Origin of the sequence: Polycladomyces abyssicola (genome assembly GCF_018326425.1) — a bacterium.
In the GTDB taxonomy this organism is placed as follows: Bacteria; Bacillota; Bacilli; order Thermoactinomycetales; family JIR-001; genus Polycladomyces; species Polycladomyces abyssicola.
Genome location: NZ_AP024601.1, coordinates 2694214 through 2706669, shown reverse-complemented (window position 1 = coordinate 2706669; position 12456 = coordinate 2694214). Strand labels below are relative to the sequence as shown.

The following is a 12456-nucleotide window of genomic DNA, read 5'->3' as shown; positions in this document are numbered from 1 at the left end:
CTTAGCCAAGTTTACGCGATGAGAGAAAGCGAGGTTTGAAGGTGTTGAGACGACGGCAACATTTGTGGCGTTATCTGTTCGTGTTTGCGGCACTGGCGCTTCTATTGACCGGTTGTGGTGACCCGAGGTTGAACTCCCTGGATCCTTCGGGACCCGCTGGGAGAGTGCAATTATCTTTGATCCAGCTCAGCTTTTGGATCATGTTCGGTGTTTTAACCGTTGTGACGATCATTTACGTTTATGTATTGGTTCGTTTCCGGGAGCGCCCGGGGCAAAACGAAATACCAAAGCAGGTTGAAGGCAACACTAAATTAGAAATTCTCTGGACGGTCATCCCGATCGTCTTGTTGGCGGTACTGGCGGTACCGACCGTATCGACCACCTTCTCCTTGTCGAAAAAATCGCCGCAAGGGCAAGCCATTGAGGTGAAAGTGGTCGGGCATCAATACTGGTGGGAGTTTATCTATCCGCAATACGGATTCCGTACTTCTCAGGAGTTGCACATCCCGGTGGGGAAAAAAGTGCACTTTGAGGTTACTTCGACAGACGTGATTCACGCATTCTGGGTGCCTAACTTGGGTGGTAAAGTTGATGCCATCCCCGGAAAGAAAAATTATATGTGGTTACAGGCTGACAAACCGGGGCGTTATGCCGGGAAATGTGCAGAACTTTGTGGCGCAAGTCACGCATTGATGGATTTCACCGTGATCGCACAAACGCAACAAGATTTTGATAAGTGGGTCAAAGCGCAGCAACATCCGCAGTCCATGGCAACGAACAAGACGCTGGAACAAGGGAAAAAACTGGTGGCACAAAACTGCATCGGCTGTCACGCTGTGCGTGGTGCCGGTTTCCGCTATGAAGGGAAAAAGGGACCGGAACTGACCGGCTTCGGCCAGCGGACGACGATTGCCGGATTCCTCCCGCATGACGAAAAGCATTTGCAGGCATGGCTGAAAAATCCGCAAGCCTTCAAACCGGGTGCTCGGATGCCGAAGATCGGTTACTTGGACGATCAAGAGATGAAGGCGCTCACTCAATACTTAATGAGTTTGAAATAACATAACGAATTCGGAAAGCCCCCTTTGCCGGAAGGGGAGCCCATTGAACGGACGTTTGAAGGAGGGACACCATGGGAGCGTTTTTAAGCGTGCTGGTCTTCGCCATGTTCATCGTGGCCATCTTCACCGGCGGTTACAACGATCGCTTCCTTGAGCGGGTGCGTAACCATTGGCTGTGGGACTGGTTGACCACTGTCGATCATAAAAAGATTGGGATCATGTATTTTCTCTCCGGTTTCTTCTTTCTCCTAGTCGGCGGCATCGAAGCCTTGCTGATTCGGATGCAGTTGATCGTTCCGAACAACGATTTCATGGTGGGCGACACGTTTAACCAACTGCTTACCATGCACGGAACGACGATGATCTTCCTGGCGGCCATGCCGATGATCTTCGGCTTAATGAACGTGGTTGTTCCGTTGCAAATCGGTGCACGCGACGTGGCGTTCCCGTTCATGAACGCATTGGGCTTCTGGCTGTTCCTCGCCGGGGGATTGTTGCTCAACTTCAGCTGGTTGTTCGGTGGTGCACCGGATGCCGGGTGGACGGGTTATCCCTTATTGGCGTTGAACCAATTCAGCCCGGGACCGGGTGTGGATTATTACGTGCTCGGGTTGCAGATCGCCGGGCTCTCGAGTATGATGGGGGCCATCAACTTCCTGGTGACGATCGTAAACATGCGTGCGCCCGGGATGACGTTCCTGCGCATGCCGTTGTTCACCTGGGGAGCGTTCATCACGTCCGCGCTTCTTGTGTTCGCTCTTCCGCCTTTGACGGTAGGATTGTTCGAGCTCATGTTTGACCGCTTGTTCGGTTCGCACTTCTATGATGTGGCCGGTGGCGGTGACCCGGTGATCTGGCAACACTTGTTTTGGATTTTCGGGCATCCGGAAGTGTACATCTTAGTTTTGCCCGCTTTTGGAGTCATGTCTGAAGTCATCGCGACGTTTTCCAAAAAACGTCTGTTTGGATACTCCTCTATGGTATTCGCGATGGTGCTGATCGGATTCTTGGGCTTCATGGTGTGGGTCCACCATATGTTTACCGTGGGTCTGGGACCGATGTCCAACGCCGTTTTTGCGATCGCGACGATGACCATTGCAGTTCCGACGGGGATCAAAATATTCAACTGGCTGTTTACCATGTGGGGCGGACGTATCCGGTTCACCACACCGATGCTGTTCGCGGTCGGTTTCATCCCGACATTCGTAATCGGTGGAGTGACGGGGGTCATGTTAGCGGTTCCGCCGGCTGACTTTCAGTACCATGACACCTACTTCGTTGTGGCCCACTTCCATTACGTGATCATCGGGGGAACGATCTTCGGATTGTTTGCCGGCATGTATTACTGGTGGCCGAAAATGTTTGGCAAAAAGCTGAACGAAACGTTGGGACGCTGGCATTTCTGGCTGTTCCTGATCGGATTCCACCTGACGTTCTTGGTGCAACATTGGTTGGGACTTTGGGGGATGCCGCGCCGGGTGTTCACCTATCAACCGGGTTACGGATTGGAATGGGGGAACCAGCTGAGCACGGCTGGTGCGCTTTTGATGGGTGTCTCCATGATCTTCTTGCTGGTGAACATAGCCGTCACCGCACGTCGCGGGGAAAAGGCCGGTGCCGATCCGTGGGATGGCCGGACGCTGGAATGGGCGATTCCCTCTCCGGCGCCGGAATACAACTTTGCACAGTTGCCGCTGGTGCGTGATGTGGATGCCCTGTGGTACGCGAAAATGAACGGCAAGAAAGGAATAGAGCCGGCTGAGCCGATCGGTTCGATTCATATGCCGTCTCCATCCTATCTGCCGATATTGATGGCAATCGGCTTCTTCATCGCCGGTTTCGGTTTCGTCATGAGGGCGATCCCGGCTGCCGTGCTCGGCTTGATCATGGTCTTCCTCACCATGTTTATGCGTTCGTTTGATCATGATCCCGGTTACCATATCGAACCTGAGGAAATTGAGGCTACGGAGAAGGGGGCGAGAGCATGAGTGATCACAATCAACTGAGCATGGCTCCGGAGATGCCTCATCACACGGAAACCTCAACATTGGAAGGGAAAAACAAGATCCTGGGTTTCTGGTTTTTCCTCGGTGCCGAAACTGTGTTGTTCGCTTGCTTGTTCGGAACGTACCTGGCTCTTCGTCATTCCACGATGGGCGGCCCGACCTCGGAAGAGCTGTTCAGCCTTCCGATGGTCGCTGCTGCGACCGTCATTCTGTTGACCAGCAGCCTGACCAGTGTACTCGGCATTTTGGGCATGCACCGCGAAAATGTGAAGACGATGCTCTTCTGGTTCGGCGTGACGGTTCTGTTGGGCTTGGCTTTCTTGGGATTGGAGATCTACGAGTTTATCGAATACGTACATGAAGGACACACCTTTACCCGGAGCGCTTTCGGCTCTTCGTTCTACACGCTGGTGGGTACGCACGGAAGCCACGTGCTGTTTGGCGTCATCTGGATCACGACCCTGATTTACCAGGGATGGAAAAAAGGCATCACCAAGGAAACGGCGCCGAAATTCTACGTCGCCAGCTTGTACTGGCACTTTATCGACGTGGTTTGGGTGTTCATCTTCACCGTCGTATACCTGTTGGGTATGATTTCCTAAGAAAGGTGGGATGACCGGTGCAAACGTCGACTCAAACGACGACCTCCCAACAGTCGGCGAAAAAACAAGAGAGTGTGGGCAAACATCTCTTGTCTTTCGCCGTGATGATCGTATTGACCGCGATTGCGTTCGCGGCGGTCGGTTTGAAAATCATTCCGAACCATCTGGTGATTCCGGTATTGTTGGTGATGGCGGCGATTCAGGTGTTCCTCCAATTGTTTACCTTCATGCACCTGGATCAGAAAGGAAGTTTGTTCCCGATCATCTTCATCTTTGCGGGGATCTTTGTCGCCATCGTATCCGCATTCGGGATCTTCATGCTGTTGTAATCAATCAAACCCAACCTTGAAAATCCGGCCCCTCGTGAAAGAAAGCGCAGTCTTTCGTCGAGGGGCCGGATTTATAAAGAGCGAGAAGGAGAACACAGCCCTTGAGGGTGAATGCAAGCATCGGCGGAGATCTTCAGCCTTCTCGCAAATCAGACTGGATTTTAGTAATGCAAAGCCTGCGTGGATGGAAGTGGTTGGCCACGCTAGATGAAGCGAAAAGCCCACGCCTACCAAGGGGAGTGCCTCTGGTGCTTGAACCGTGTGGAGCTAGTCAAAAGATGTGAATTCCCTGCAACGGGAGATGATGGATGATGCACTCTCATATGCACCATGCCGCGCATGCCGGATCGCCGGCCGCGAGCTGGTTTCATTGGGAAGCGATTTTGATCGTACTGATTTTGGGAATCGGTTATGCGTGGTACACGGGACCGCGACAAAAACGCATGGCTACGACAAGTCCGGTACCCACTCATCAAAAAGTGTGGTTTTACACAGGATTGATGTTGATCTATGCCGCACACGGCAGCCCGTTGGTCGATTGGGGGCATATATCGTTCAGTGTGCATATGCTCCAGCAATCCATCATGTATTTGATGGTGCCACCGGCCATTTTGCTGGGAATGCCGCCAGATGCGGCCAGAGCGATCGTCAAGCGGTTACCCAAGGGCTTGTTCGCGTTTTTGACCCAACCGTTGATTTCGATATTGCTGTTTAACCTGCTTTTTTCGTTGTATCATGTGCCGGTCATCTTTGACACACTGATGAGTCAGACATGGTATCATGTCATCAGCCACACGCTGTTGATCTTGACCGCCTTCATGATGTGGTGGCCGGTGGTGTGTCCCGTACCCGAATTGGACAAACTGAGCGAGCTGAAGAAAATCGCGTATATTTTTGCCAATGGCATCTTGATCACACCAGCTTGCGCACTCATCATCTTTGCCCGCGATCTGTTGTACGCGTCGTACGGGCATGTGCAGGTTTTTGGTTTCCTGCCACCGATCGATGATCAGCAATTTGGTGGTGTGATCATGAAGATCATTCAGGAAATCGTGTATGGAACGGCGTTGGGAATTACCTTTTTCCGTTGGGTGAAAAAAGAACGCGCCAAAAGCGATGAGCAAACGGATGCGATCGCTGTTCGTATGAGTACAGCGGAGAGCGACGGGCATGCGTGAGGGCGGGGATTAACAACCTATTTGGCCAAGATAGGCGACAAACCTGTCGATGAAGAGATAGTCGTCTCCACCGAGTCACGGCAAAAAGGATGATACCGGATTCACCCTGAGACGTGTCTGGTAATTCCGTGCGGGTGAGCAACTACCTAAACCCACTGAGCATGGTTCGGGAAAGTTCAGGAAATCTCATCGCTGGTGATTTCCACCTAGTGCAGTCTTTGCCCGCTTCCTGCGCTCCCGAATCGGAGTTGATCTCATTATCTTTTTTGCAAGGCGAGTTGGTGCGAGCAGACGGAATAACGATGCGGACGGTATGATCAGCTCCGGGCGTAAAGAATACGTGGCTCAGACGGAGACGGCTCTTCATACTTGATTGACCAGGTGTATCCTTTTTTTGTTGGGTTCATTTGATAAGGGGTGGAATGCAGGTGTCGATTTCGATGTTACTTGCAACCGTCAGCACGTCTTGTACGGTCACCAGCGCCATTTGCATGGCTGCGGGATGGGTGGCCATCAAGAAAAAGAAAGTGGACGTGCACAAACGGTTGATGTGGCTGTCTGTCTTTTTTGCATCTCTGTTTTTTGTCCTCTATATGTCACGGACGGTGTTGATCGGCAATACCGCTTTTGGCGGCCCGGAAAGTCTGAAAACCGCCTACAACGTGTTTTTGGCGGTCCATATCTTTTTGACCATCCTTTCGCCGGTTCTGGTAATCACGACGATGACTTTCGCTTATCGGAAACGATTTGACCGCCACAAGCGACTCGGTCGACGTGCTGCAGTGATCTGGTTTGTCACCGCAATCACGGGAGTTCTGGTGTACTTGCTGTTGTTCGTGATTTTCCCTCCAGGTCCGACCACCAATCATTTTCAGTAAGTTCACATTGGGAATCTCGAAAGCCGATTCCTTTTATCCGTATGGAGGAGGAATCGGCTTTTAGTATGTAAGATAATATAACAAATATGAGTGGCACTCCGTTTTTGTGTCAAAAAATATAACATAAAATTACGGATGAAATCCATTTTGTATGGAAAAACGGGATGTAACCGTTTTATTTGTGTTAATTAAACTCACATAAAATTTGCATATCAGGTGAATCAACAATATACTCAAAGTGAGAACCAGATCGGAAGGGGATGCGGATGAACGGCAAAAAGCCGCCTGTATGGTTCGTGACCGTAGAGATCCTCATCCTGTTCCTGGTGTTCCTGTTGGGAGATGCGGTGGTTCGTCTGATGAAATGGCCCATACCGCTGGGGTTGTTGGGGATGGGCATTCTTTTCATCCTGTTGGCTACAGACAAGGTGCGGGTACATTTGTTTGAGGTTTCCAGTCGATTCTTTGTTCGCCACATCGTATTGCTTCTTCTGCCAGCGATCGTCGGTGTCATTCGGTTTTGGCCCGTTCTGAAAAAAGAGGGATGGAAGCTGGGACTGATTTTGGTGGTCAGCACGATAGCGGTTCTGGTTGCAATGGCAGGGATTGCCCGCATCACCAAAGCGAAGGGGGAGGAATGATGATGGTCGGCCAAACCGGATCACTTCTCGTGTTGACGCTGTTATCCTACTGGGCGGGATACAGGCTTTATCAACGAATCCCCCATATGCTGATGAGCCCTGTGTTTACCAGCACGTTGATAGTGATAGGGGTTTTGTGGTTGAGCCATACGGATTACCAAACGTACCAAATGGCCAACAAGCCGCTGACCTGGCTTCTCGGCCCCGCCCAAGTGGCTATGGCAGTTCCCCTGTTTCGGGGCTGGAAACTGTTGAAGAAACATCTCTCTTCCGTTTTGACCGGGGTTTGTGGTGGGACGGTATCGGGGATGCTGACAGCGACGTTGATGGGCAAGATCTTGCATCTGAGTACGGTGACGATCCTCTCTTTGGCACCCAAGTCTGCGACTACACCCGTTGCGATGATGACTTCCCAAGCGGTGGGGGGCGTGCCGGAATTGGCTGCGTTTTTTGCTGTTTTTACAGGGATTCTCGGGGTGGTGGCGGGCCCTGTCATCCTTCGCTGGATGGGAGTTCGCAATATCCTGTTCAAAGGGCTTGCACTCGGCACCGCCGGGCAGATGATCGGAGCCGCCCGTGCCTCAAAATGGGGCGATGCCGCCGCCGCCATGGGCATTGTTGGCATGAGTGTGACTGCCCTGTTGATCGGATTGTTTACGCCCCTGCTGATACTGTTCCTCATATGAAATAAGGCTTTGGACTTCGATAACGATGTGTATCTGCAAAAAGGCTACGTGAAAACATGGTCCACAACCGGCGGGTGCGAAATATACCCTGAAATGGGTGCAAATCAGCAGAAAAATCCTATGACGGAAAAAGGGAGAGCGACTAAGCGCTCTCCCCTTTTCTACAGTGGCAAATCAGAATAAGAGGTGATATATCGCCTTATTCCGTCGAAATGGACGGATCGGCTTGCACTTTGTGAGGAATGACTTGCATGAACGATGCACGTGGGTTTTCCACGAGTCGGGCTACCTTCTCTGCTTCGGCTTGCTGACCGGAACGTTCCAGCTCCTCCCGGTAATAGCCCAACAGCTCCCGGATGTCTCGTTCTCCCTGATCATCCAGTGGTTGCAACGAGACTTTGGCTCCTTTGGCGATCCGGCGTTGCAGGGCTTGTTGATCCAAACCGAGCTCCGGAATCAGTCGCAGGTAAACCCGACCACCGGTCATGCCGGCACAGATCCATGGTCCGGGATCGCCCATCACGACGGCCCGGCCGTTGGTCATATATTCAAAGGCGAAACCTTTGATATTGGCTCGCGCAGCGATCATGCCCAAATCGTCGCGAATCGGTTCGCTCGGCTCACCACCGATGATGACATCGGCCCCGGAGAGGCGGATTCCCGCACGTGAGTCGGCGTTGCCCTGCACGATGAACAAACCTTTTTGTGCACCGTAGCAGAAGCTTTTTCCGACCGATCCGTTGATCATCAAGCCGTTGGCACCTGGCGACTTCAGGATGCTCACCCGTCCACCAAACGCTGTTTTGCCGACACCATCCTGTGCGCCGCCATGAACCACCATACGGATGCCTTCCGCGTTGAAAGCCGCTAAACCGTTGCCCGGAATTGAGCCGTGTCTAAACGTGAGTGATACTTCCGGCAACTGAGCATAGCTGCCGTCCAGACGGTTGCGGACACGGGCACCGGAGATCCGACTTCCCATGACGCGATCCGTGCTGTTGATACCTTCATACGATTCGGATACCGGACGCTCAAACGTGATCCTGTCCGCCAAGATGGATTCGGCTTCTGCTCCTACCGCCACTTTGAAATCGTCGGATTGCGACGTGACGGCGATTTCACTTGCTGCAGGCTGTCTCCAATCAATCGCGATCGGGCGCAACAGGTCGGACAGGTCCACGCGCTCCAATTCACGTACTTGTTTCAACAAATCGGAGCGACCGACCAAGTCTTGCGTGCGCGTAAATCCGAGTTTTGCCGTCAAGCTGCGGATTTCTTCGCCGAATGCAGAAAACAGGCGTACCAGCGATTCGACGGAATCTTCGTATACGCGCGGAACGAAGCGACGCAAACCTTTTTCTTCCGCTTCCTCCATCGATTCGATCTGCGTGGCGATCCCCACGTGGCACGTATCCAAATGACAACCGCGACAAGTCGTGCACCCGATGGCCAGCATTGCCAAGGTACCGAACCCGATCCGGTTGGCTCCGAGCAGCATCATTTTGATGACGTCCAAACCGCTCTTCAGTCCACCGTCCGCCCACAGCTCCACCTGATCGCGGATACCGGCTTCCACCAATGCATTGTGGGCTGCTTTGACACCGATCTCCGCGGGCAGACCCACATGCTGCAGAGCGTGTACCCGTGCGGCACCGGTACCGCCGTCGAATCCGCTCAAGGTGATGATGTCCGCACCCGCTTTGGCGATCCCGACGGCAATCGTGCCGATGTTGGGAACGATAGGCACTTTGACGATGACTTTGGCGAATTTGTTTGCTGTTTTCAGCTCTGTAATGATTTGTGCCAAATCTTCGATCGAATAAATGTCGTGGTTGTTCGACGGTGAAATCAGGTCAACTCCGGGCGAAGCATTCCGCGCCGCGGCCACTTTTTCGGAAACCTTGACCCCAGGCAGGTGTCCGCCTTCACCCGGTTTGGCGCCTTGCCCGATTTTGATCTCCAGCAGCAAAGCCGAGTTGACCAGCTCCACGTTGACACCGAACCGGCCGGATGCGATCTGGTGTCCGCGCGTACGAGGATATTTGCCGAGCATGTCTTTGATCTCTCCGCCTTCACCGTTGAGGCTGACCATGTTCAGCCGTTCTGCCGCTTCGGCATATGCGCGGAAGGCGGTTTCGTGTTGAGAACCAAACGACATAGACGATATCACGAGTGGCAGGTCGTGATCCCCCACGCTGATGTCCACTTCATCCGGGTCGACCGGCGTTGCCTGATCCAGGTCCAGATCAGCCACATGACGCAAGCTGATCGGGTTTTGCTTTTCCAGATCCTCCAACTTTTCCGCAAATTCGCGATAGGAGATGGCGCCGGAGGCCACTTGACCGATCGACTTCCATACCCGCGGCCAGAGATGGAATGTTTTGGCCGGTTTCGCCTTGTTGGAGGCATAATCCTCGTAACGAGCCTCCGCATCTTTTTCCAGGTCGCTCCAAGACGTGCCGGCCCGCTCCGAACCGCAGTAGTTGACGATATTGAGCACATCGGCGATTTCCGGATGCAGACCGATCGACGAGAACAACCGTGCATAACCGCGCAATTCGTGAATTCCGATCGTAGAGATAATTTTCTCCAAACCTTTGTTGATCGCCTCAAACAGGTTGGCGGCGGACTTGTTCTCTTTCCCGACGATAGTGGCGAACATCAGGTACGGGTTGACCGCATCCGCGCCCAAACCGACGGCGATGGCGATATCGTGCAACGAGCGCAGGGCGGCCGAACGGAGCACGATGCTGCATTCGCGGCGCCAGTTTTGGCCATCTTTCGGCCACGGAGCGGCTTTGAGTGCCTGATCCACTTTGGAGACGGCCAAGTGCGGATCCAGGAACAATCGATCCTCCTGATGGCAACCTGCATCGTCCAGGATCAACAGGCTTTTGCCGCTCTGTACGGCTTTGAGCGCCTGTTCAGCCAGCTGTTCCAACCGCTCCTTGATTGAGCTTCCGCGCGGATAGGAGAGCGAAAGGCGCTCCGTCAAGCCTTTTTCTTCAAATGATTGCACCAGCGACTCATAGGATAGGGTGCCATGCGACGATTGAAGCTCGACTCCGTCGTTACCTTCCACCAGAACCGGGGAAGGCAATTCAACGCGCAGGGAGGTATTGGTTTCTTTCTTGTTCAGGAGCGGACGGCGTCCCAACACCACCCGGGTGGAGAAATGCTCCATCTCCCGTTCGCGGTCGATCGCTGGGTTGGTGACGACGGCGACGCTTTCTTTGATGTAGTCGGGAATGTTTTGCCGGGATTTGGACAATGCGGCCAAAGGACCGTCATGCCCGAGCGAGCGAATTGGGTCGCTGCCGGTATCAGCCATCTGCTCCACGAGTTGAATCTGTTCCCGATCCCATCCGAATGCGGCATAGGCTTGGTCCGTCGCAGGCTGCGTTTCTTGCGGCGTTGCGGAAGAGTGGGGCAATTGGGAAAGATATTGCCGGTATTCCTGGAAATCGGCACGCTGTTTGGCGCGTTCCAGCACGATCTGTTGCAGCTCGTGGTTCGGGATAAACGTCACGGTCGGTGCCAGTCGTACACCAACGGTTTCACCCGGTGCGAGCGGTTTGGGCTCGCTCACCATCCGATCAACCGGAATGATGCCCTGCTCGGAAGAGAAATACAAACATCGTTCGCTTTCCAACATCCACAGCGGACGGAGTCCGAGCGCGTCGACACGGAAGGCGCATTCGTCGCCGTAACGGGAAACGATTCCCGCCGGACCTTGGGCGAACGGTCCCCATGCTTGACGGTAGTAGGTATAGAGATCCTGCAACTCAGTCGGCAGCTGATGGATCTCGTTGATAATCGGGGGAAACACCATTTCGATCGCTTCCAGCAAAGAAAAATCATAGCGATGAATCAGTGTTTCCATCACCCGGTTGAGATCTTGTGAATCGCTTCCTCCTTCAGCGAGCGGAACGCCGATCATTTGCGCTTCGTCGCCCAATTTACGCACCGTGTTGATCTCACCGTTATGTCCGAGCAACGAGAACGGCTGAACCCGAAAAAAGTTGGATAACGTGTTGGTGGAGTAACGGTTGTGTCCGATTGTGGCCACCGTTTGAAATTCCGCTTTGCCGAGGTCGTGGAAATACTTCGGCAACAAGTTGGCCGCTCCCATTACTTTGTATACAACGGTGCGATTGCTGAACGAAGCGACTTGAAGGGGGAAATCCCGTTCCAACTGGATGACCAGGTCAAACAGACGGGCCGGTAACCGCTCCGCCGATTCCGCACGCAAGGCGATCTGCCAGAAATGTGGTTCGTCGGCACGGCCATTTTTTCCTAGTACTTGGCTGTTGACGGCATCAATCGCCTCTACGAGGATGCGTAACCCATTGTCTTTCAGGATCCTGCGGATACGATCCTGCAGGGAAGAGAGCGTTATGTCGCCACGTTTGGGTACAAACAGGTGGGCGACGGCAAATGTCTCTTCATATCCCCATTCCGATGGATAACCGGCTTGGGTCAGTTTTTGGGCCCATAACGCCCGAGGGATGTCGGTCAATATACCGCAACCGTCCCCTTCACCGTTGATGAAACCGGAACGGTGTTCCATTTTGATCAGCGCATCAATGGTGTCCAACAAGTTAGCATGTGTCGGTTTGCCGTTTTTTTCGATGATAGCGACAATTCCGCAACTATCGTGCTCTTCCGACAGCAAATTTTGAAATCGACCGATGTCAGCGTTGACTTTTCTCATTGGATCCGGTCAGCGTTGACCTGTTCACCTCCATTGGAAGAATGGTCCCTTCCGCGATCGACTCTCCTTTCCGCAATTGACAGATTTATCTGAAAACCCGTGATGGGCCATAAAGGTAGTTGGTCATGCAAGGAGGAAACGAGTGATATGACTTCAGGAGGAGTATCCGGAAGGTTGTTATGAAACGGCAAGTATAGAATAACATGAATCCCAATGGGAAACAAGAGGTTTTGATGATTTTTATTCAAAATAGGTTGTTTTTATGCGTTCAGAATTCAGGTTGTGCCGTTTGGAACGAGAAGGGTGTTTGGAGTGAAAAATAATGGGATTCCACGGTTTTAACGCATCTGTTATACCTAGG

General features: G+C 52.9%; 9 protein-coding genes. 8 read left to right on the top strand and 1 reads right to left on the bottom strand.

Annotation, left to right across the window (positions count from 1 at the left end; all coding sequences use genetic code 11):
* The first annotated feature begins 41 nt into the window (after positions 1–41).
* From coxB to KI215_RS13480, 8 genes are all read left to right on the top strand, one after another.
* Positions 42–1061 (top strand): cytochrome c oxidase subunit II, encoded by a 1020-nt coding sequence (coxB, locus tag KI215_RS13515; protein ID WP_212773223.1) that lies wholly within the window; start codon positions 42–44, stop codon positions 1059–1061.
* 104 nt (positions 1062–1165) lie between these two features.
* Positions 1166–3049 (top strand): cytochrome c oxidase subunit I, encoded by a 1884-nt coding sequence (gene ctaD / locus KI215_RS13510; protein WP_275956757.1) that lies wholly within the window; start codon positions 1166–1168, stop codon positions 3047–3049.
* A complete protein-coding gene (locus KI215_RS13505) occupies positions 3046–3669 on the top strand; it encodes a cytochrome (ubi)quinol oxidase subunit III (RefSeq protein ID WP_212773221.1) in 624 nt (207 codons plus the stop codon). The genes ctaD and KI215_RS13505 overlap by 4 nt, the downstream gene beginning before the upstream one ends.
* A 17-nt stretch (positions 3670–3686) precedes the next feature.
* Positions 3687–3998: a cytochrome C oxidase subunit IV family protein gene (locus KI215_RS13500; protein ID WP_212773220.1), complete on the top strand. Its 312-nt coding sequence runs from the start codon at positions 3687–3689 to the stop codon at positions 3996–3998.
* A 308-nt stretch (positions 3999–4306) separates the two neighbouring features.
* The gene (locus tag KI215_RS13495) at positions 4307–5176 is read left to right on the top strand and encodes a cytochrome c oxidase assembly protein (protein ID WP_246512123.1); all 870 of its coding nucleotides are present in this window, start codon (positions 4307–4309) and stop codon (positions 5174–5176) included.
* Between the two features lie 428 nt (positions 5177–5604).
* Positions 5605–6054: a DUF420 domain-containing protein gene (locus KI215_RS13490; protein WP_420830138.1), complete on the top strand. Its 450-nt coding sequence runs from the start codon at positions 5605–5607 to the stop codon at positions 6052–6054.
* Between the two features lie 266 nt (positions 6055–6320).
* On the top strand, positions 6321–6695 hold the full coding sequence (locus tag KI215_RS13485; RefSeq protein WP_212773218.1) for a CidA/LrgA family protein: 375 nt from the start codon (positions 6321–6323) through the stop codon (positions 6693–6695).
* The gene (locus tag KI215_RS13480; RefSeq protein ID WP_212773217.1) at positions 6695–7381 is read left to right on the top strand and encodes an LrgB family protein; all 687 of its coding nucleotides are present in this window, start codon (positions 6695–6697) and stop codon (positions 7379–7381) included. Before KI215_RS13485 ends, KI215_RS13480 begins: the two co-directional genes overlap by 1 nt.
* Positions 7382–7580: 199 nt before the next feature.
* Here the strand turns inward: KI215_RS13480 and KI215_RS13475 are convergent, their stop codons facing one another.
* Entirely contained in the window at positions 7581–12095 is a 4515-nt protein-coding gene (locus KI215_RS13475; RefSeq protein ID WP_212773216.1) for a glutamate synthase-related protein, read from the bottom strand.
* Positions 12096–12456 lie beyond the last annotated feature (361 nt).

Excerpts from the sequence above, each read along its gene's own strand:
- ctaD (WP_275956757.1), top strand. The coding sequence starts at position 1,166 with ATGTTCATCGTGGCCATCTTCACCGGCGGTTACAACGATCGCTTCCTT.
- KI215_RS13495 (WP_246512123.1), top strand. The coding sequence starts at position 4,307 with ATGATGCACTCTCATATGCACCATGCCGCGCATGCCGGATCGCCGGCC.
- KI215_RS13485 (WP_212773218.1), top strand. The coding sequence starts at position 6,321 with ATGAACGGCAAAAAGCCGCCTGTATGGTTCGTGACCGTAGAGATCCTC.
- KI215_RS13480 (WP_212773217.1), top strand. The coding sequence starts at position 6,695 with ATGATGGTCGGCCAAACCGGATCACTTCTCGTGTTGACGCTGTTATCC.
- KI215_RS13475 (WP_212773216.1), bottom strand. The coding sequence starts at position 12,095 with ATGAGAAAAGTCAACGCTGACATCGGTCGATTTCAAAATTTGCTGTCG.
- KI215_RS13505 (WP_212773221.1), top strand. The coding sequence starts at position 3,046 with ATGAGTGATCACAATCAACTGAGCATGGCTCCGGAGATGCCTCATCAC.